At 56.9% G+C, this 20,694-nt stretch carries 15 protein-coding genes and 1 tRNA gene; 5 read left to right on the top strand and 11 right to left on the bottom strand.

What is annotated here, in order from left to right; all coding sequences use genetic code 11:
• Positions 1–27 precede the first annotated feature (27 nt).
• The 8 genes from QMP16_RS20015 to QMP16_RS20050 all read right to left on the bottom strand — a co-directional run bounded on the left by QMP16_RS20015 (position 28) and on the right by QMP16_RS20050 (position 10,191).
• Positions 28–1,815: an FAD-dependent oxidoreductase gene (locus QMP16_RS20015; protein ID WP_282153830.1), complete on the bottom strand. Its 1,788-nt coding sequence runs from the start codon at positions 1,813–1,815 to the stop codon at positions 28–30.
• Between the two features lie 676 nt (positions 1,816–2,491).
• A tRNA-Met gene (locus QMP16_RS20020) sits at positions 2,492–2,568 on the bottom strand.
• 81 nt (positions 2,569–2,649) lie between these two features.
• Positions 2,650–3,624 (bottom strand): alpha/beta fold hydrolase, encoded by a 975-nt coding sequence (locus tag QMP16_RS20025; RefSeq protein WP_282153831.1) that lies wholly within the window; start codon positions 3,622–3,624, stop codon positions 2,650–2,652.
• A 4-nt stretch (positions 3,625–3,628) separates the two neighbouring features.
• Entirely contained in the window at positions 3,629–5,098 is a 1,470-nt protein-coding gene (locus QMP16_RS20030; protein WP_282153832.1) for a flavin-containing monooxygenase, read from the bottom strand.
• A 103-nt stretch (positions 5,099–5,201) separates the two neighbouring features.
• Positions 5,202–7,622: a GcvT family protein gene (locus QMP16_RS20035; RefSeq protein WP_282153833.1), complete on the bottom strand. Its 2,421-nt coding sequence runs from the start codon at positions 7,620–7,622 to the stop codon at positions 5,202–5,204.
• Positions 7,623–7,732: 110 nt separating this feature from the next.
• Entirely contained in the window at positions 7,733–7,972 is a 240-nt protein-coding gene (locus tag QMP16_RS20040) for a hypothetical protein (RefSeq protein ID WP_282153834.1), read from the bottom strand.
• 59 nt (positions 7,973–8,031) lie between these two features.
• Positions 8,032–9,186: an aromatic ring-hydroxylating oxygenase subunit alpha gene (locus QMP16_RS20045; protein ID WP_282153835.1), complete on the bottom strand. Its 1,155-nt coding sequence runs from the start codon at positions 9,184–9,186 to the stop codon at positions 8,032–8,034.
• Positions 9,187–9,285: 99 nt separating this feature from the next.
• Entirely contained in the window at positions 9,286–10,191 is a 906-nt protein-coding gene (locus tag QMP16_RS20050; protein ID WP_282153836.1) for a LysR substrate-binding domain-containing protein, read from the bottom strand.
• A 556-nt stretch (positions 10,192–10,747) separates the two neighbouring features.
• On the opposite strand from QMP16_RS20050, the gene QMP16_RS20055 reads away from it, so the two are divergent.
• From QMP16_RS20055 to QMP16_RS20075, 5 genes are all read left to right on the top strand, one after another.
• A complete protein-coding gene (locus QMP16_RS20055; RefSeq protein WP_282153837.1) occupies positions 10,748–12,574 on the top strand; it encodes a BCCT family transporter in 1,827 nt (608 codons plus the stop codon).
• Positions 12,575–12,730: 156 nt separating this feature from the next.
• Entirely contained in the window at positions 12,731–14,278 is a 1,548-nt protein-coding gene (locus tag QMP16_RS20060; RefSeq protein WP_282153838.1) for a trimethylamine methyltransferase family protein, read from the top strand.
• Between the two features lie 76 nt (positions 14,279–14,354).
• Positions 14,355–15,458 (top strand): mandelate racemase/muconate lactonizing enzyme family protein, encoded by a 1,104-nt coding sequence (locus QMP16_RS20065; RefSeq protein WP_282153839.1) that lies wholly within the window; start codon positions 14,355–14,357, stop codon positions 15,456–15,458.
• 11 nt (positions 15,459–15,469) lie between these two features.
• Positions 15,470–16,201 (top strand): SDR family NAD(P)-dependent oxidoreductase, encoded by a 732-nt coding sequence (locus tag QMP16_RS20070; protein WP_282153840.1) that lies wholly within the window; start codon positions 15,470–15,472, stop codon positions 16,199–16,201.
• Positions 16,198–16,932, top strand: coding sequence for an SDR family NAD(P)-dependent oxidoreductase (locus QMP16_RS20075; protein ID WP_282153841.1), 735 nt, complete (start codon positions 16,198–16,200; stop codon positions 16,930–16,932). The genes QMP16_RS20070 and QMP16_RS20075 overlap by 4 nt, the downstream gene beginning before the upstream one ends.
• Positions 16,933–16,936: 4 nt before the next feature.
• On the opposite strand, the gene QMP16_RS20080 is transcribed toward QMP16_RS20075, so the two are convergent.
• Genes QMP16_RS20080 through QMP16_RS20090 form a run of 3 tightly spaced genes read right to left on the bottom strand, consistent with a single transcriptional unit; the run spans position 16,937 to position 20,691 of the window.
• Positions 16,937–18,277, bottom strand: coding sequence for an NAD(P)/FAD-dependent oxidoreductase (locus QMP16_RS20080; RefSeq protein ID WP_282153842.1), 1,341 nt, complete (start codon positions 18,275–18,277; stop codon positions 16,937–16,939).
• Positions 18,274–19,770: an aldehyde dehydrogenase gene (locus tag QMP16_RS20085; RefSeq protein WP_282153843.1), complete on the bottom strand. Its 1,497-nt coding sequence runs from the start codon at positions 19,768–19,770 to the stop codon at positions 18,274–18,276. The genes QMP16_RS20080 and QMP16_RS20085 overlap by 4 nt, the downstream gene beginning before the upstream one ends.
• Positions 19,771–19,773: 3 nt before the next feature.
• On the bottom strand, positions 19,774–20,691 hold the full coding sequence (locus QMP16_RS20090; RefSeq protein ID WP_282153844.1) for a dihydrodipicolinate synthase family protein: 918 nt from the start codon (positions 20,689–20,691) through the stop codon (positions 19,774–19,776).
• Positions 20,692–20,694 lie beyond the last annotated feature (3 nt).

Below are 20,694 nucleotides of genomic sequence, written 5' to 3' on the forward strand. Positions count from 1 at the left end.
TCTCTTATTCGTGCGAGGTATTCTTGGTTACTTTTTACGGGGCTTGCCGTCTTCTGTATAGTTCCAGAACATTGGACCCAGGCCCAGAGTCTTTTCGTTCCACTTACTTGCAGGCAGCCAATCCGTAAACAGCGAACCAAGGTTCTCGGGGTCTGGTGTGAATTTTGACTTCGGAAACTTGAAGTCTTTCGGTGGCCACAGCTTATTGATCCCCAGCGCTTTGTCCGCAAGCGTCCAGGCTTTTGCACTGGCGGCATAAGGTGCCCAGGCGATCTTGAGCGTCTGAAACATCTGACTGGGATAGAAATCGGGTGTGATCACCTCTACCGGTTTACCTGCATCGCCTTTGTCCGGTTCTCTTTGCGCGGCCTGGCGTACGCCTTCGGCTGCGATCAGCCCTGTTGCGCAAGCTCCTTCGACGGTCGAAACATCTGCGAAATTTCTGACGTAAGTCCCGGCAAGAAACAGGTTCTCGAACTTGGTGTTGACCTCGGGGCGATGTTCCCAGCTGCCGGTTAGATTGGCAAAAAGCTCTTCGCCCGTATTTGTGTCGACAGAGGTCTGGAACAGATCAATATCGGCCTCGGTTATCTCTAACTTGGCAGTGATTTCTCGCAGAATATAGTCGATCGCGGTTTTGGGGTTTTTGAGATCCAGAATGAGGTTCTGGTTTTCGTCTCGGCGTTCGGGTTTTACAGACAACAGCGATTTGAAATCCGATACCGTCACATAAAGGAATGTGTTTTTGAGGCCCCATGTCGCCGAATAGTTTAGGAACGTCATCTCATAGGGCGTATCCATGAAAACCACCACTTCCGTAGGGATGCCAGGTAGTTTCCGCTTGAGATAAAGCTCCACCGACGCCATCGGCTCGGCTTCCAGATATCGCAACTGGCCCAGGGCAGGGTCGGCATTGTACAAATCATCGGTCACCATCGATGCCATCCCACCAGGTGTAATGCTGATGATTACGTTCTCATCGCTTACATCTTCGACGATGTCTTTCTTTGCGACCTTCCAATCGGGATTAACGGATGGCGACTTGGTCACCTTGTCGAAAACCAGCCGCTCGATCCGAGTTCCATCCTCACTGGGATGAACTTCGCGAAGTCGGTGACGGTACTTGAGTTCGAACCGGTCACCAAACTGCTTGAGCTTGGCATGGAAAGGATCAATCAGGGTGTCCTTCTTGGACCCATCAAACAGCCAGAGCTGCGGAACCGGAACGCGGTTGCCATATTTCAGGAATGTTTTGTAGCTGCGCGCTGAGGCTTGCCAACTGTCGATGGCCCAGACGGTCTGCCAGATCTTCTCATGAAGTTGGGCGACCTCATCGGTGCAATAGGGCCGTCCACGCAACCAGCCGTTGAACGACATTCGGTCAAGCTTGTCATCTTCACTGTCCGGGATCGAAAGCAGATCGACCATCGAATACATGAACAGGAAGAGTTCAGCAGGCGGCGCCGCGCCGCCGGTGAGATTGCGATAGAAATCCTGAATACCGCCCGGGTTCACCATTTCCGGCATGTTGTCGAGATCACCGTCATAGAGGAACTTGAAGGCTTCACGCGGTGTAAAGTTGTCTTCGATCCCCAAATCTTCTGCGACCGACCAGAAGTTGTAATACCAATTGCACAGCATGTGATAGCTGTGCTCGCGCGGATAATCACCGTGGTCGTGCTCCTTATGGGATCGCAACATTCCACCAATGAAATTGTCCTGCTCATACAGTGTGACGTGGTATCCCCGCTCCAACAAACGAAGCGCCGCGGTGAGCCCGGCAATCCCGGCCCCGACGATAGTTACCTTATGCATGCTCACTCCCCCGGTTTTCTGCGTCACAAGCCTGCAATCCCAGACCGGCGCCGTCAAAACTTATCTAAGGTTACGCTGCTTGGGGCATCAAAGGAAACTATTTCAGAGTGTTGCAGGAAAATGAACTGTGCCGAATCAGAAATTCCTAGATAAAGGGGCCGAGGCTCGGGTTCGGCGGTACATCCTCGTTTTGGCTGCGCTTGTGAAATCGCAACAGTGACCGCCAGCCAGGTCACTGGCTCGAAATCCGCACATTGAGGCGTCACGGCCCAATCGAAAACCCTTTTATTCAAACAAGAAGAACTGTCTGTGCCGACTGTGAAGTTTCGAGGACCAGAATTGATTGCCCCAAGCCAACAAGATTGCGACACTTCGTTTCAGACCGTGTAATCTGAACAGTTGGATGCCAGAACGACGGCCGATTTCGCAGCTTGCTTGCGATTATCGAAACAAATACTCCGGCGACGGACAAAGTCGAGCGGTTCTAAGGTGTTCAACCTTACGGAAAAGCCACGTGCGCATGATGAGCCGAGAGTCCACTAATTAGGCATCAACTACATTACAGAGAGGAGAGAAAGCTATACCCTTAGCTTGGTAAGTGATTGCAGCCCCAGCAGATACTCGCAGGGAGGACTTTGTTCACTAAACATAGCATCCTTGTTTTCTAAGGGGAATTTGGTAGCGGAGGAGGGACTTGAACCCCCGACACGCGGATTATGATTCCGCTGCTCTAACCAACTGAGCTACTCCGCCATGAGTGAGAGGCGATTTAAGCGAGGGGCCGGAAAGGGTCAAGGGGGAAACACCGCCTTACAGAGATTATTTTTGCCCCGATCAATCTGCTTTGGTTGCCTGTTGTTCAGCGACCCCAGCAGTATCAGCAATTCTACGAATGAAGGCCGCGCAGGCGTCGGGTGCGGTGATCGGGATCATATGGCCCAACCCTTCTATCTTTTCGTCGCTCAGCCCGAACCGGGTCATGGGGGCACCGTTGGCGTTGGGTGAAAGTATGGTGTCTTGTGCCCCGTACAGAATGCCGCCGGGTACGGACAAGTCGGTATAGCGGTCTACCTGGGCTCCGATACTTTCATCCACCCCTACAACATCCTGCGACGCGGTAATGAAGGCCGAAGGGCGCAACCCCAGTGCACCGCCGGCGCGGTCCAGAAAGTCATCTGGCGCGGGTTCCGGATAGAAAACGGCTCCCAATGTATGCGGGGCGGTCTTAGCCGATATGGGGACAGCGATCGTGTTGCCGATAAAGTTGCGCAACCACTCGGTACGTATTTCCAGCGGTTTGAAAACTTGCGGCGTGTTCGACAGCTTTTGCGTCAACGGGGCGAGCAAAGCGAGCGCTTTGGTTTTCTCCGGGTGTTCCAACGCCATGGCCAGCGATACGGCCCCGCCCAATGAGTGCCCGACTAGAACGGCGTTGGAAATGCCTTTGGTGTCCAGAAACTCTTGAATCATGCGGGCCTGTTCCGGCAGGCGCCCAAGATCGGCGCTATCGCGAGTTGAGTATCCGCAGCCAGGGCGGTCGACTGCGATGACGTGATAATCATCCGCCAACAGGTCCATCAGAGAATACGTGAAATGCTGCAGTTGCCCCGCAAGCCCGTGGATCATGATGACTGTCTGCTTAGTGGGGTCGCCCTTTTCCACGTAATGAATGCTGCCGCCGCGCACCGGGACAATCTGTCCAAGTTGCGGGACGCGCTGCAACCCCTGCCGGGTCAGTCGCCGGGTCCACAGGTTCATGCCGACAAAGAAGCCGCCGACCAGAAGGGCGATAACTAGAATTGTGGTCATCTCATCACTTTCCGCCTGAGGAAGGGGCAGGTTGGTATTGTTCCAGCCCGGATTGCGCCATGCGCTTTTCATACTCTGAAACGGTCCCGGGCCAAAGCGTCGTGTTCCGGCCCTGTGCATCCTGATACCATGAGGCGCAGCCACCCACCTGCCATACGCTGCCTTCGTGCCGTTCGCGCATCTCCTGTTCGAAGGCTTCCTGGTAGTCCGGGCGGGGTGTTATGACTAGTAGTCCGTCGCGGTTCATCTGGTCCAGCACTCGGCCGATGTGGCGAACCTGTGCTTCGATCATCAGCACAACCGAGTTGTGACCGAGGCCAGTATGTGGCCCGAGCAAGATGAAAAAATTGGGGAAACCTGCGATGGCGGTGCCCAGATGCGCTTTCATCCCGTCCGACCATGCCTGGCGCAGTGTCAAGCCATCGGATCCCGTTATGTCGAGGCGCTCAACAACATCCGTCACATGAAACCCGGTGCCCCAGATCAGAACGTCGGCCTGTGTACGGCTTCCGTCAGATGAAATGATCTGATCGCCCTCAATTGATGCCACACCGTGCGGGAGAACCGTCACGTTTTCACGCGCCAGTGCCGGGTACCAATCGTTTGAGCTGAGGATGCGTTTGCAACCGATCCTATAGTCCGGCGTCAGCTGTTTGCACAAGCCTGGGTCGGCGATCGCGCTTTCCAACGATTTGCGCCACATCTTCATGGCAAAATTTACCATCCGTTTTTCGCCGCGGAACACGCGGTGGCGATACTCGAAGACCATGTAAATCAGTTTCCGGCGTGCCCAAGGTAACACCGGGATGCTGCGGTAAAGGCGGCGTAACCACGGCGCGATTGGTCCATCCGGGCGGGGCAGGACATAGGGCGCGCTGCGTTGAAAGATTGTGACGTGTGCAGCAGTTTTTGCAATCTCTGGAACAAACTGGACAGCGGATGCGCCGGTTCCGACAACTGCGACGCGTTTTTCCTCAAGCGACGTGTCGTGATCCCACTCGGCAGAGTGAAAGCAAGGCCCGGGAAAGCTGTCCGCACCGGGTAAATCGGGGATGCTGGGCAGATGCAGCGCCCCTATGGCTGAGACTAGAAACCGCGCGGACCAGCGCTGCCCACTTTCGGTTTCCACCTGCCAGCGCATGCCGTCCCAGCGGGCAGATTTCAGCTGCTGACTGAAATGGCACAGCTGGTAAATCCCCTCATCAAGGCAGACCTTTTTCAGATAGGCCTGAATTTCAGCGCCGCCCGCATAGGCCCGACTCCAGTCCGGGTTCAGATGCGTTGCCATGGAATAGAGGTGCGATGGGATATCACACGCGACACCGGGATAGATGTTCTCACGCCACGTCCCGCCAATCTCGTTCGCTTTTTCAAGGATCGCAATGTCCTTGATGCCGCGTTTGCGGGCCTCAATCGCCATCGTCAGGCCGGAAAATCCAGCGCCGACGATCAGCATATCGGTTTGATATTCCATGCGCCCGTCCCTCCCAAAACGACCGATATGGTTGGGTCAGACTATAGGTGCTGGAATGCGTGAGAACAGCTTCCCGTAGGGTCAGGCACCGTTCACGGTTTATTCAGCCGCGCAGTATTTCACCATTTGGATCAAAAGGCGGCTCGGACAGAATGGTCGCCTTGTGCGAATGTCCCAATACCATCACTTCGACCTCATCCCCTGCTTTGGCATCGGTTACAAAGCCAAGCGCCAGAGACATGCCGACGGAATAACCATAAGCGCCTGAGGTCACGCGGCCGATACCCTGACCATTTTTGAAGATTGGCTCACCGCCAGTCGCGTCGGCGTTCGACGCGCTGGTGTCGGCCTCATCCAGTTGCAAAAGGACAAGCTGTTCGCGGGCAGGGTTAGCTAAAACGGCCTCGGCTGCGTTCTTGTTCAGAAAGCCTTTGCTGAACTTGCACAACCGATCCAGACCTACCTCATGCGGCCAGTATTCGGGGCTGTATTCGCGGCTCCACGATCCATACCCCTTTTCGACGCGCAAAGACATCAACGCCCGACTGCCAACTGGACCCGCGCCAAATTCCTGACCGGCTTGAAGCAGCGCGTCGTACAGGTTGGCCTGATCTTCGGTGGCGCAGTGCACCTCCCACCCCAGATCACCCGTGAACGAGACCCGCAGGGCCAGCACCTTGATCCCGGCCAGTTCGATTTTCGCCGACCGCATGAACGGAAAATCCTCGGTGGCGAGTGAAGTATTAGTGAGTCGTTGCAAAATCTCGCGCGATTTTGGGCCCGCGACGTTGAATCCGCACACAGCTTGGGTCTTGCTTTCGAAAGTGGTGCCCTTGGGCAGAGGAACCTGCTTGAAGAACCGCTTGTGATAGCGTTCCGCCATGCCTGAACCGATGATCCAGAATTCGTCCTCGGCCACGCGGGTAACGGTGAAGTCCCCAGCGATTCCTCCGCGTTTCGAGATCAGCGGCGTCAGGCAGGACCGACCTACAGCCTTAGGCATCGTGTTGGCGAAAACTGCGTTGAGCCAACCCTCGGCCCCGGGGCCTTTGCAGACATATTTGGCAAAGTTCGAGATGTCGATGATCCCTGCGCGGTCACGCAGCATACGGCATTCCTCGCCAACCGGTCCCCACCAGTTCTGACGCGTAAAACCATTGGTGTCTTTGGCGCCCGGAGTGTCTGCGAACCATAGCGGATGTTCCCAACCAGCATTCAGGCCGAAGACGGCACCCATTTGAGTTTGGGTGCCATAGATAGGGCGCGTACGCGCCGGACGACCTGCGCTGCGCTCTTCGTTGGGGAAGTGAATGGCGAACCGGTGGGCGTACTGGTCCTTAACACGGGCCATGGTGAACTCTTTCGTGGCCCAGTCATCGAACCGCGCCATATCCCATGCGAACATGTCGTACTGCGTTTCGCCTTCGATGATCCATTGCGCCGCCATCAGGCCCATGCCACCGGATTGCGAAAATCCGGGGATGATGCCATTGCAGCAGAAATATCCGTCAACCTCGGGTACCGGGCCCATCAACACGTTGCTGTCGGGCGACCAGATCATTGGTCCGTTGATGACGCGTTTGATCCCGGTTTCACCAACAGCGGGCAGGCGTTCAATGGCGTTCATCATATTCTCTTCGATCCGTTCCAGATCGTCGGGGAAGAGATCATGCGCGAAGTCTAGGGGAGTGCCGTCCTCAGCCCAGAATTTCATATCTTTTTCGTAGGCGCCAACCAGCAGGCCCTGACCTTCCTGCCGCAAGTAATACTCGCCGTCACGATCACTGACCGAGGGCAGCCGGGTGCCATGCGCTGCCACGTCCGCCATTGTTTCGGTCACGAAGTACTGATGCTCGGTCGGTTGTAGGGGCAGCTCAATTCCGGCAAGTTTGGCGACTTCGCGCCCCCACAGACCGGCGGCATTGACGACCCAAGGGGTGTGGATGTCGCCCTTGGGTGTTCGTACGATCCAGGTGCCATCTTCTTGCTGGTCAGTCGCCGTGACGGGGGTAAAGCGATGGATCTCGGCTCCGCGTTGCCGGGCGCCCACCGCATAGGCGTTTGTGACGCCCGATGGATCCACATTGCCACCGTCTGGTTCGTACATCACGCAGCGGATGCCATCGTAGTTGACCAGCGGGTTCAAACACTGGGCCTCTTCGATGCTGATCTCATAAAAGTTCATGCCGTAAAGCTTGGCCTTAGCGGCTTGCAGCTTCAGCTGATGTTCGCGTTCTTCGGTTTGAGCGAGGTAAAGCGAGCCGGGCTGGAACACGCCACAGCTTTGGCCGGTTTCGGCTTCAAGCTCTTTGTACAGGTTCATCGTGTAATGCTGAATGCGGCTGATATTGGTGCTGTCATGCAGCCCGTGGATGTTTGCCGCCGCATGCCAGGTCGAGCCTGATGTCAGCTCATCCCGTTCCAGCAGCACCACATCAGACCAACCCAGTTTGGTCAAATGATAGAGGATCGAGCACCCGATCACCCCGCCGCCAATCACCACCGCCTGTGCATTCGTTTTCATAAGCCTGCCGTATCAAAGTTGGTTCCGCAGCCATGTGTCATCATCGCGAAGGCACCGGCAACGGACATAAATTTCATGTTGGGTTGAGTGAGTTTAATCTGAGGCTAAACTCAGAAATCCAGCTTATGCGCCCGGCCATATGCGACCAGCCGTTGGTTCAGCGCATCAGCTTCGGGCGCGCCGGATTCCAGCGCGAAAATGAAGGCATGTGTCAGGTAGAAACAGGCGGCGTCGATGTCTTGCATCGCTTCATGCTCATCCGCGGCTATCGTATAGCATCGGATCAGATCGGCATGATCATTTCGATCATGCGCGGCCAGCAAGAGGCGATCCAGTTCCTGTTTGTCCATGGGCGTCCCCTTCTACGATCAACCGGTCGGCCACTTGGCAGCCGACCGATTCAAAGAGGTTAATCCGCGCGACCGTTTTCGACCTGCGTCGCGACCCAATGGTGGAAGTTGTGCGTCGGCCCGTCCATAGCGGGCGAAAACCGTCCGCCGTCGAACAACATCCCATGCCGGCCTTTCTGCATGCCTTCGACGACAAAAACATCCTCTTCGAATACCGTCTTCCACAGCTGCGCGTTCGAGGCACGCAGCCCGTCATGTTGGGGCGTGTCTTCGACGCTTTTTGCGTAGTATAATTCGATGTGTTCTACCGTGTTTTCCTGATCTACTGGCTCCAAAACGATGGCGAATGCATGGTCGCGCTGAACGCCCAACAGAACGTTCGGGTACAGCGCTATGTACTCTGCGCCTTCGTCCCATTTGTCGCTTAGCCCATCGAAGTCCGGGAACGTTGCTCCGTCCTGATCTGTCAACTGGCGATAGACCATTGTGCCTTGTCCGGAATACTGGCCGCGTACCTCGATGTTATAGTGATCCTCCAGCCGGGAATAGCTGTTCAGACCGGGATGTACCCACGGCAGGTGATAGCTCTCGCAATAATTCTCGACCGCCAGTTTCCAGTTGGTTTTGACCTCCAGCTTGAACGACGACGTTTCACCGCCGTGAAAGACGGGTTTGTCAAACTCTTCCCATCGCTCCAGTAGAGCGCCGTGAACTTCTTCGAATTCGGGCGCTGTGCCGTCAACATTCACAAAGATCACGTCGCGCCAGACGTAGGACCGCACGCGGACGAGACCCAGGTCTTCACGATTGACGTCTTCGTGCTTGTTCTGGCCGGGACCACCCACATGCGGCGTTGCGCGCAGCTCGCCTTTCAGGCTGTAGCACCAGCTGTGATAGGGGCAGCGGATTGCGCCGCCGATCTTCCGGGGCGTGTCGACCAAGATCATTCCGCGGTGGCGGCAGGTGTTTTGGAAAACGCCAACCTCGCCGTCTTTGTCCCGGACAATCAGCAGCGGCATGCCCAGAAAGTCGACAGGCTTCGCATCACCTTCTTCAGGAACATCCTTGCCGAACCCGACCCCTGACCAGTTGGCATACAGCACAGAACGCTTTTCTTCGTCGAAAACGGTCGGATCGATGTAGTGTTCGTTCGGCAGGCCATTTGCGACGTTTACATCGGCCAGAACGGAAGACAGCGCGCTATGCTTGTTCATCGGGCTCTCCTGAGGTTTTGCTGGATGCTATTAATCCCTATTGGCGGATTGAACCTGTTGGTCTCAATATCAGAAAAGCTCATCAGAGAGTGATTTCACCTAAACCGAACCTTCCTGAACCTCTTGAACGATCCAGTTCTTCAGGGCGCGGGCACTGTCTGAGAGTTCTTCATCCGGTCGCCCGACCAGGTAAAACTGGTTCGGAGCAGGCACTTGATGCGTGCCGATAGGAACCAGTTTTCCTGATTGCAGCATGGGTTGGATCAGCCGCTGCCAACCCAGCGCCAGCCCGGCACCCTTGCGCGCAAGCTGCAGCGCGACGGAATAGCTGTTGACGCGGGATTCAATGGGCACTGCGCCATTATATCCCAACTGCTGGAACCATTCGGGCCAGGTGGTCCAGGTGCGGTCTTCTGAATCCAGATGGATCAGCCGTTCAGAGGTCAGGTCTTCAAGACCGGCATCCGCAAGCCTTTTTGCCATCTCTGGGCTTCCGACCGGGACTAGCTGGTCGCGAAACAGCGGAGTGTGTGACAGGTTGGGATCGCTGTCCCGCCCATAGCGAATGAAAAAGTCGACGTCTGGGCGATCGCGAAAAGGTCGATCCTGTGACAGCTGATCAACATTGACATCGGGCATATCCCGCCAGAACCGAATGACGGCCGGAGATAACCACAACGCGGCAACCGCGGTTGTCGATCCTACAGTCACCTTTCCGGCCGTGGATCGGTCGCGGATCATGCTCAGTGTTTTTGAGATGCGCCCGAAGGACGTGGACAGCGCGTCATAAAGCGCCTTGCCATCCTCGGTCAGATCAACGCCGCGATGCTTGCGTTGAAACAACGGTGTGTCCAGATCGCCTTCAAGCGCCTTGATCTGGTGACTGACCGCGCCGGGTGTGACAGACAGTTCAACGGCGGCGTTCTTAAAGCTCAGGTGGCGGGCGGCGGCCTCAAAAGCTGACAAGGTTGTCAGCGGCGGCAGGTTGTAGTGGCGTCTGGACATGGAAGCTGGTGAATCGTTTTTCGGGTTAGTTTAATTTTTATCAACCCAGTTTTAGTTTTTTTGAAGGTGAAAGCTATAGCGCTTTTGATGATTTGATGTTTTTCTGGCTCAAGTTAAAGGCGGATGTCGCATTTTTCGTCAATGCGTCGGTTCTGGCCGAATTTAGAACGGAGCGCCACTATAGTCAGTTCTACCAACAAACGTTGTGTTTTTCGGGCTTTTCGAGGGAATTCACCGGGCGTCACAAGACGGTACTGCGACACAACGATGTCCCGAAATGACAAACGGGAAAGGTCGAAAGGGGAAGTGAAGGAGGCGCGAACCCATTCCCGGTTGGTAAGACCGAGTATCGCCTGATTGCACGGTGTGTTGAATTCAATGCAACTCAGAAGGCGTAAGACCATGCGGCGGTGCCGCATTTCTGATACACAGAAACGAAACAAGAAAGAGCCGATACGTCTGCTGCGGCACCTTCCCCATCGTTCGAGGCGATTGGGCGAATTGCGTGAAATGCAGAGGCAGTTTCGCAATTGATACAGCACCACGGAGGAGCAACATGTCGATACCCGAACCCTTTACGGATCTAGAGATAGAAACGGCCGATGCCGGATTCTATGAAAATTACAGCGTCCCAATCGCCCTGATCAGTAAGGGCATCATGGTTGCCCTTGTGCTATGGGCACTTGTCTTTCCGGCCAATGCCAACAGCACACTTGGCAGCTGGAATGGAAAGCTGCTGGAAATCTTCAACAGCTTCTACGTGGTCATTGTCGGCCTGTTTGTCATCTTCCTCGTCATTGTTGCCGTCCTTCCGTCGACCGGAAAGCGGGTTATGGGAACAGCGGGCGAAAAGCCCGAGTTTTCGAACTTCTCCTGGTTCTCGATGATGTTCGGAGCAGGTCTGGGTGTCGGCCTGATGGTTTTTGCCACCGCTGAACCGTTGGGTCTGTGGGGATCGAACCCCGAGGTCGTGGCCGGTGCAGTTGCAGGCAATGATCCAGAGTCCGTTCAATCCGCGTATCGGTATACCTTCCTGCATTATGGCTTTCATGCCTGGGCAATTTACGTGGTGACCGGCCTGTCGCTGGCCTACTACGCCTATACCCGTGACATGCCTCTGACCATTCGCGCGGCTCTTACCCCGCTTTTTGGTCGTCTGATGAACGGTTTCCTCGGCCACGTCGTTGACGTTCTGGGCGTTGTTGCAACGATCCTGGGTGTGTCCGTTACGATCGGATTTGGTGTCAGCCAGTTCATCGATGGTCTGTATGCAATCACCGGCATGGAATGGATCATGGATTTTGGTGGTGAAGTACCCACACCAAGCAAAGTTGGTCTGATCGCAGGTTTGGTTGTCATCATGGGTCTGTCGATCATTTCGGCGGTCTCGGGTGTTGGTCGCGGTGTTAAATACCTGTCGAACCTAAACCTTGTTCTGTCGATCATCCTGCTGGGCACCTTTGTGATCTTCGGCTCGTTCGTATTCGCCATGACAACCTATGGCACAGCACTGTTTGACTACCTTCTGCACTTCCTCTCGCTGAGCTTTGGTGCATACGGTCCGTTGTCGACCGAAGCGTTTGCAGCGGCTCTGCCTGCTGAAGCGCAGGCGCATGCAGCTGATCTGGTGGGTGGCGCAACCAACGCATGGGGCAGCTTTGACGGCTTTAAGAGCGGTCTTGAAGGTGCTGCGGCTGAGCTGAGTGACGACACGCTGGCGGCTGTTTATGCCGCAGGTGAGCAAGGCCGTCAGTTTGGCTGGCAGTCGGGCTGGACCACCTTCTACTGGGCTTGGTGGATTGCGTTCTCGCCGTTTGTGGGCCTGTTCCTGGCGCGCATCTCCAAGGGTCGGTCTGTGCGTGAGTTCATTCTGGGCTGCGTACTGGCGCCGGCGCTGGTTTGCTTTGCCTGGATGACTGTTCTGGGTGGTACTGCGATTGATCTGGAATTGGCTGGTGCAGCTGAAGGCGCGATCATCGGTGCGTCGAACACCAACAAGCTGTTCGTGACGCTGTCTTACATGATCGACGGTGGGCTTCTGTCCATGCTGAACGTCATGTGCGTGATCCTGATTATGACCTTCCTGGTGACCTCTGCGGACTCGGGCATTCTGGTCATGAACACCATCATGTCCGGTGGCAGCCAGGAAACCGGTGTCAAGCACCGTATCATCTGGGGTGTTATCCTGACCGCCGTGATCGGTGCGCTGATCTTGGCCGCTGGTGAAAACAACCCGATGGACGCGTTGCGCAATGCGATGATCATCGGTGCTCTGCCCTTTACCATTGTGATGGGCCTGATGATGGTTTCGCTGACCAAGGCGCTTTATCGTGATGGTCGGCGCGACAAGTATGCTGATGCAAGCACGCAGGCCGCTGAATAAGCGCAGGTCTTAATGCCAAAACAGACGCCGCCCCAGTTGGGGCGGCGTTTTTCGTTCCGGGTTCCCGTGTCGTTTCCTGCAAGCAGATATCGCAATCAGTGAGGTGCACCGCCGCCGAATCCGTCAATCTGAAAAGTAAGATTGGAGGATTGCCCCGTGAACATTCGTACCGCGACACGCTCGGGCGGACGCTCTGCCCGTCGCGCCCTGCGCACTGCCCCGAATTTTGAAATGCTGCCCGGCCTGACCAGAGGCATCCCCTTGTGTGAGGTGATGGATGATGCTCAGGTCGAACGCATCGACGCTGCTTCGATGGATATTCTGGAAAATGTCGGCGTTCAGTTTCGCGACCCGATTGCGCTGGAAGACTGGAAAAAAGCCGGAGCCAAGGTCGAAGGGGAGCTGGTTTACCTCGACCGTGGTTTGGTGCGTGAGTTGATTGCCACCATACCCAGCGATTTCACTTATCACGCACGGGACCCGAAAAAGAATGTGCGGCTGGGCGGTAAGCACTCGATCTTTGTGCCGATGACCGGCGCCCCATTTCTGCGCGATCTGGACGACGTTCGCCGAAATCCGTTGCTGGAAGATCTGGCGATGTTCCACAAACTCAGCCACATGATGCCCGCGCTGCATTCCTCGGCGCATCACATCGTGGAACCCTACGACCATCCGATCAGTCAACGGCACCTGCGCATCACCTATTCGTCGATGAAACACTCGGACAAGACGTTCATGGGTATGACCACTTCACCCAAGAATGCCGAAGACGTCATGGACATGTGCGCGATCTTGTTTGGCGAGGAATTCCTTGAAGATCACCCGGTGACCACCGGTAACTGCAATGGCAACTCGCCGTTGGTGTGGGACGAAACCATGCTGGGTGCATTGCGGGCCTTTTGTCGTCGCAATCAACCAGTGCTCTGCTCACCCTTCGTTCTGGGGGGGGCCAACACGCCCGCATCTGTTCCGGCCACTGTGGCGCAGCTGAATGCCGAAGCGCTAAGCGCACTGGCCTACACACAGGTCATTCGCAAGGGGGCTCCGGCGATCTATGGCCACTACCTGTCGACCGTGTCGATGAAATCCGGTGCGCCGATGGCGGGTACACCCGAGATCAGCCTGATGAATTTCATGATTGGTCAGATGGCACGGTATTATGGGGTGCCGTGGCGTACTTCGAACACGCTGGGTGGTGCCAAAACCTTTGACGCTCAAGCCGGATATGAATCTGCCACTACCTTGCAGGCAGTCATGCATGCGGGCGCCAACTACATCTGGCATTCAGCCGGATGGAATGAAGCCGGGATGCACTGTTCTGTCGCCAAGTTTATCGTCGACGCCGAACAATGCGCGATGGCTTACCGCATGGCCGAGGGGCCAAAGTGGCACGATTTCGATCAAGCCCTCGCAGCGGTTCCGGATGTTGGGCCCGGAGGTCACTATCTTGGTCACCCCCATACACAGGACAATTTCCAGAGTGCATTCTTCATGCCCGAGCTGTTCGACAACAACTCGATCGAACAATGGCAGGCCGAAGGGAGCGTCGAAATCACTGCGCGCGCCCTGAACCGCGCGCGCGCGTTGCTGGCCGAGTATGAAGAGCCCAAACTGGATGAGGCGAAAAACGAGGCCTTGCTGGACTACATCGCCCGACGTGAGCGAGAAATCCCGGCCGCTGATGAGCTGAACCAAAGTTACTGAAGTTACTCCCCCGCATTCCACCCGTCCGGCCAGTTGGGCGGGTTTGTCCCTTCAATAGCAGTACGGAACACAAGCCGTGAAAATCGCTGAAATTCACATCTATAGCCACGATCTGCCTGTCAAAAACGGCCCCTACACAATGGCCAATGCCGAGGTCTGGGCGCTAGACACCACATTGGTCAAACTGGTGGCCGACAACGGGTTGGTCGGATGGGGGGAGACCTGCCCGGTTGGCCCCACTTACGCCGAGGCCCACGCCGCTGGTGCTCGGGCTGCGTTGGCTCAGATGGCCGAAGAACTATTGGGTGCTGAGGTGCCTCCGCTAGGACTGCACCGACGAATGTGTAGCCTTTTGAACGGACACAACTATGCCAAGGCGGCTATCGACATTGCCGCGCATGATCTGCTGGGCAAGAAATTTGGGATCAGCGTGTCGGAAATGCTTGGCGGTGCTGCGGTGGGCAAGGTTCCGTCATATTATGCGACGGGGGTTGGGGCACCCGACGATATAGCCGTTCTGGCTAGGGAAAAATTGGCCGAAGGTTACCTGCGCCTGCAAATCAAAGTTGGTGGTCGACCGGTTGAAATCGATATCGAAACCATCCGCAAAGTGTGGGAGGCAATCGGCGGGTCAGGCATGCGGCTGGCCGTGGACGGAAACCGCGGCTGGACAACCCGTGATGCGTTGCGTGTCAGCCGCGAATGCCCGGACATTCCGTTTGTCATGGAACAACCCTGCGATACCATCGAAGATCTGCAAAAGATACGGTTACAAGTGAGCCACCCGATCTACATGGACGAAAATGCCACCAATCTGAATACGGTTATCACTGCGGCGGGCACTGGTCTGGTGGATGGGTTCGGCATGAAAGTCACGCGGATCGGTGGCCTGCAGCCCATGCGCGCGTTCCGAGATCTCTGCGAAGCGCGGAATCTGCCCCATACCTGCGACGACAGTTGGGGAGGGGACATTATTGCCGCAGCATGCACACATATCGGCGCGACTGTTCGACCCGATCTGCTGGAAGGCGTTTGGCTGGCTGCGCCATACATCGAAGGCAATTACGATGCCCAGAATGGAATTCGTATTGAAGGCGGGCATATCCAAGTTCCAACCGGGCCGGGGTTGGGCGTCGCTCCCGACGAAACCCGCTTTGGCGCGCCGGTCGCATCTTTCTGATGGAGCATATCATGGAGTTTGCGGGAAAATCAGCTTTGGTCACGGGCGCTGCAGGGGGGATCGGAACCACTCTGGTGCGCCGCCTACGTGCCGCCGGCGCGCAGGTTGCCGTTGCTGACCGCCTGACTGACGGGATCGAGGCCGAGGCCCATCTGCCTGGTGATCTGCTGGACCCGACCTATGCCGATGCACTTCCGCAATGGGCAGCAGATGCGCTGGGCGGGTTGGACATTGTTGTTAACAATGCGGGTGTCATTACGCGGGGGCCCGTCACCGAAACGTCGGATCAGGATTGGTCCCTGTCTCTGGGCGTGAATGTCGAGGCCCCATTTCGCATTTGCCGCGCTGCGATCCCGATTATGGCTGCCAACGGAGGCGGTGCGATCGTAAACACCGCATCCTGCTGGGGCCTGCGCCCCGGTCCAAACCACGCTGTCTATTGCATGACCAAGGCCGCGATTGCCTCTCTGACTCAATGCATGGGGATGGACCACGCCCATCAGGGCATCCGCATCAACGCGGTTTGCCCGAACGAGGTGAACACGCCTATGTTGCGATCCGGTTTTGCCAAGCGTGGCTTCGACCCGGACACAGCTGTCGCCAAGCTGGGGCAGACTGTTCCCTTGGGGCGAATTGCGGAACCCGAAGACATTGCTGATGTGATCCTGTTTCTGGCCGCGGATGCGTCGCGCTATATCTGCGGCGCGGTGCTTGAGGTGAACGGAGGCAAGCCGGTATCATGACCCGATTTAATGGCAAAACCGCTCTTGTCACCGGCGGACGCAGCGGGATCGGTCGGGCCATTGCTGAACGACTGCGTCAGGACGGGGCACGGGTGTTTACCGCGCAGCGCGGGCAGGACACCGAGTTTGAAGCGATCGAATCGGATTTCTGCAATTCGGACAGCCCAGCCGCAGTGATTGCCAGCGTTATCGAACGGGCAGGGCGTTTAGATGTTCTGGTCAACAATGCGGGCATGATGCAGGAATCCCTTGTCGAAGACATGAGCCTGGATGACTGGTACCGCAACCTGGCGGTCAACCTGACGGCCCCGTTTCTGCTGATCAAAGCCGCGTTGCCCTATCTGCGTAAGACGCAGGGAAGTATTGTCAACATCGGCTCAATCGAAGGGCTGGGCAGCAATCCCGGGCATGCGGCCTATTGTGCGACAAAGGCCGGGCTGCATGGCTTGACCCGCGCAATTGCCGTGGATCATGGCGCAGACGGTATCCGGTGCAACGCGGTGGCCCCCGGTTGGATCGACACCGAATTGAACATGGATTTCATCGACGCCCAAACTGATCCAGATGCATTTCGCCGAGATATTGGCCGCATTCACCCTGTCACCCGAACTGGTCGACCAGATGAGGTCGCTGCGTTGGCGGCCTTTCTTGCGTCCGAGGAAGCCAGCTTTGTTACCGGTCAGGTTTACACGGTTGATGGTGGTCGTATGACGAAGCTCAGCCTGCCCTGACCCGTCATTCCTTGCCGGAACGCCACTCTTTCCAAATCAAATAGCTGTTTGCACCTAGTGAGGCAAACGGCTCTGGCGGTAGTCGCGGTGGCATCGGTTGGGTCAGGAAATGATCCGCGATGTCCGATCCGCCCTGCGTGAACAATTCCGCCACTGCCATGCCCTGCAATGTCCCTCGGGCAATTCCCAAACCGTTCTGACAACAGGCCGAGAAGACGCCCGTGTCCAACTCTCCAAACGCCGCTGATCCGTTTCGGCTAAGGCAAAGCATTCCAGCCCAACGATGCTCCATTCGTACATCGGGCAGATGCGGAAACCGTTCACGAAACTTGCGGTCATGCACCCACCCTGCATTACGCAAGCGCATTGGGCTGGTTTCGATTGTCGGGTGAAAAGTTGAACAAGACCGGATCAGAATCCGGTCGCCATAGCTGCCCGAGACCCGCCGGACCGAGGTGCCCATCGGATCAGCCGGAGTGACCGACCAGCGGGATTGACCGCTCAATGTCGTGATCTGTTTAGGCGTCAAACGCTCGGTGATCGACGCGTAAAGGCAGATATGCATCAGTCGGCGTTCGTAGAAGCCAAAACTCTCCAGATGGCCGTTATTGGCCAGAATGATACGGCCCGTCGAAACCTGCGCTTCAGGTGTTTTCACCAGCCATCCCGCGCCTTGTTTTTCAAAGCCGGTGACGGGAGAGTTTTCGAACAGATCAGCTTGTGGCGATAGGTGAGAGGACAGAGCGCGAATGTAGCCGGCGGGCTGGATCATCACTGTGCCGGGTGCGTAGAGGCCCGAGCTGTAGTGCGGGCTGCCCGTGATCTCTTGCATCTGTTGGCGGTCATAAAGCGTGCTGGGCTCTCCCAACCGATCCAGATGTGCGGCGAACTCGCGGTTGTGCCTGTCCCCGGCTCGTGTGGCAGCGGCGTTGAACTTACCGCAGGGGTCGAACATTTCCTGCGGCAGGTCGCATTCATCTGCCACGCTCGTCGCAAACCTTATTGCGCGGCGGTTTAGGGCTATGGTTGCGCGGTCCGCTTCCAGCCCGCCTCCGGCGTAATTGTCCGAGGCCAGATCATGGGGCAGATCGATCATGAAGCCCGAATTGCGGCCAGCGGAACCTTCGGCAAAACGACCGGCCTCTAGCAGAACAACCTTGAGCGCTGGGTCAAGCTGGCGCAGCCGGCGCGCAGCGCTCAGCCCGGCAAACCCGCCACCGACAATGGTGACGTCGGCTGAGATGTTCTGTTCAAGCAGGCGTAGCGATGTTTGGGGCGGCAGGATGGCGTTCCACCCCGCCGGCCCGGTCTGTCGTGGCAGCCGTTTTGCAGTGTAGGCCGTCAATCGATCGCCTCGTCCGCGTCATCGGCCAGATCAATCCAGATGGTTTTCAACTGGGTGTACTGGTCGTGGGCATGGACCGAGTTGTCGCGGCCACCAAAACCGGATTGTTTGTAGCCGCCGAAGGGGGTGGTGATGTCACCCTCTCCGAAGCTGTTCACCGTCACGGTTCCGGCGCGGATCGCCCGCGCGCCGCGGATGGCTCGCTTGGCGTTAGCCGTAAAGATCGAAGCACACAGGCCATAATCGGTGTCATTGGCAATCTTGATGGCCTCGTCAAAGCCAGACACTTCGATCACCGACAGAACGGGACCAAAGATCTCTTCGCGCGCTAAAGTGCTGTGATTGCCGGGCACTTCGACCACGGTCGCTTCGACAAAACCCTTGTTGGCATTGCCACCAATCACCACGTTTTCGGCTTGCTCTAAGTAGCCGCAGACCTTGTTGTAGTGGCCTTCGCTGACCAACGCGCCCATTCGGGTTTCCGGGTCCAGCGGATCACCGATATTCCACTGCTTCGCGTGATGGGCGATCCGCTCCAGCAACTCGGCCTTTACGTCCTTGTGCACGATCAGACGGGACGAGGCGGAACAATTCTCACCCATATTCCAGAACGCGCCATTCACGACATGGGCCGCCACGCGGTCAAGGTTCTCGGCGTCATCCATCACGATGGCCGGGTTCTTGCCGCCCATCTCCAACACCACCTCTTTGGCGTTGCTTTCCGCCGAATAGGTCAGGAACCGTTTGCCAGTGACGGTCGAGCCGGTGAAAGAGACCATGTCGATATCCATGTGTCGACCAATCGGCTCACCCACGTCAGCACCGCCACCCGGAACGATGTTCATAACGCCGCGCGGCAGGCCCGCCTCCATCGCCAGTTCCGCGAGGCGCAGGGCGGTCAGCGTGGTCTCGGTTGCTGGTTTCACCACAACCGAGCAGCCCGCCGCCAAGGCAGGCCCGATCTTCCACGCCAGCATCAGAAGCGGGAAGTTCCACGGCAGCACCAACCCCGCAACTCCGATGGGTTCGCGCACCACCATGGCGATGTGGTCGTCGCTGGCGGGCGAGACCTGATCATAGATCTTGTCGATCGCCTCGGCATGCCATTTCAGGCAGTGGATCGTTTCGGGGATATCCACGGTTTCGCAGTCATAGATGGTCTTGCCGCTGTCAATACTCTCCATCACTGCCAATTCACGGGCATTGCGGGTCATCAACTTGGCCAGTCGGATCAGTATGTCCTTGCGATCCGAGGGGTGCATCCTGGACCAGCGCCCATCGTCAAATGCCTCTCGCGCTTTTTCGACGGCAAAATCCACATCCGCCGCGTCGCAAGCGGCAACATCGGCCAGTTTCTCGCCTGTAGCGGGGTTCACCGTCTCAAAGGTCTTGCCTGAGACAGCCGGGCGGAAAGCGCCGTCGATGAAGGCCCCGGTGGGCAAGGTCAGGCCCGCAGCGATGGATTTGTATTCGTCCTGTGTCAGCAATTCCATGCCTTAGTCCTCCGCCACGATATCTGCGATTGTTTTCTTTAGCACGCGTGTCACCTGTTCCAGTGCGCGTTTGTCATCCTTGTTCAGCCCCTTAAGCGGGGGCCGCATCGCGCCTGCGTCGATCCCGTTCATGGTGACGCCATGCTTGATGGTCTGGATGAACTTGCCGCCCTGTTCCAGCACGCGCATCAATGGCATCATGGCGGACATTATGCGGCGGCCCTTGGCGAAGTTCCCTTCGACAACGCAGGCTTGATATAGTGCTACATGCTCGGCTGGTAGGAGGTTCGACCCACCGCAGACCCAGAACGGTGCGCCCCAGGCGAAGAATTCCAGCGCCTGATCATCCATGCCACAGCCAAGCTGGATATGCGGGTAATCCCGCGCCAGCAAATGCACCCGGTTGATATCGCCCGAGCTTTCCTTGATGCCGCAGAAGTTCCGGCTGCGTCCCACGCGGTCAAGAAATTCTTCTCCCATCATCGTGCCGGTACGATGAGGGTAGTTGTATAACATCACTGGCAAGTCAGCCGCCTTGTCGATGGCCAGGGCGTTCAGCGCGTTTTCCCGGTCGGTGGGCACCGAATAGGGCGGGCTGGCCAACAGGATCGCATCCGCGCCAATCTTGCGGGCACCGGAGGCCAACGCCATGGAATCCAGCGTCAGCATCGCTCCGGTTCCGACAACCAGAGGCAACCGGCCTTTCAACTGTTTATGCGTGAACGACGCCAGTTCCAGTCGTTCTTCGACAGTCTGAGCATAGTTCTCACCCGTTGATCCGCCCGATATCAGCCCGTGCACACCATTCTCGATCAGGTATTCGATCACGTTGGACAAGGCGTCCCAGTTCACGCTGCCATCCTGGTGATAGGGCGTGACCACAGGGGTATATATCCCCTCAAATCTGAAAATCGGGTTCATTCC

The organism is Ruegeria atlantica, assembly GCF_947495585.1.
Lineage (GTDB): Bacteria > Pseudomonadota > Alphaproteobacteria > Rhodobacterales > Rhodobacteraceae > Ruegeria > Ruegeria atlantica_G.

Bases quoted from the DNA above. Each gene is read 5' to 3' on its own strand.
- QMP16_RS20085 (WP_282153843.1), bottom strand. From the start codon at position 19,770: ATGGAATTGCTGACACAGGACGAATACAAATCCATCGCTGCGGGCCTG.
- QMP16_RS20045 (WP_282153835.1), bottom strand. From the start codon at position 9,186: ATGAACAAGCATAGCGCGCTGTCTTCCGTTCTGGCCGATGTAAACGTC.
- QMP16_RS20015 (WP_282153830.1), bottom strand. From the start codon at position 1,815: ATGCATAAGGTAACTATCGTCGGGGCCGGGATTGCCGGGCTCACCGCG.
- QMP16_RS20075 (WP_282153841.1), top strand. From the start codon at position 16,198: ATGACCCGATTTAATGGCAAAACCGCTCTTGTCACCGGCGGACGCAGC.
- QMP16_RS20025 (WP_282153831.1), bottom strand. From the start codon at position 3,624: ATGACCACAATTCTAGTTATCGCCCTTCTGGTCGGCGGCTTCTTTGTC.
- QMP16_RS20030 (WP_282153832.1), bottom strand. From the start codon at position 5,098: ATGGAATATCAAACCGATATGCTGATCGTCGGCGCTGGATTTTCCGGC.
- QMP16_RS20035 (WP_282153833.1), bottom strand. From the start codon at position 7,622: ATGAAAACGAATGCACAGGCGGTGGTGATTGGCGGCGGGGTGATCGGG.
- QMP16_RS20050 (WP_282153836.1), bottom strand. From the start codon at position 10,191: ATGTCCAGACGCCACTACAACCTGCCGCCGCTGACAACCTTGTCAGCT.
- QMP16_RS20070 (WP_282153840.1), top strand. From the start codon at position 15,470: ATGGAGTTTGCGGGAAAATCAGCTTTGGTCACGGGCGCTGCAGGGGGG.
- QMP16_RS20040 (WP_282153834.1), bottom strand. From the start codon at position 7,972: ATGGACAAACAGGAACTGGATCGCCTCTTGCTGGCCGCGCATGATCGA.
- QMP16_RS20090 (WP_282153844.1), bottom strand. From the start codon at position 20,691: ATGAACCCGATTTTCAGATTTGAGGGGATATATACCCCTGTGGTCACG.
- QMP16_RS20055 (WP_282153837.1), top strand. From the start codon at position 10,748: ATGTCGATACCCGAACCCTTTACGGATCTAGAGATAGAAACGGCCGAT.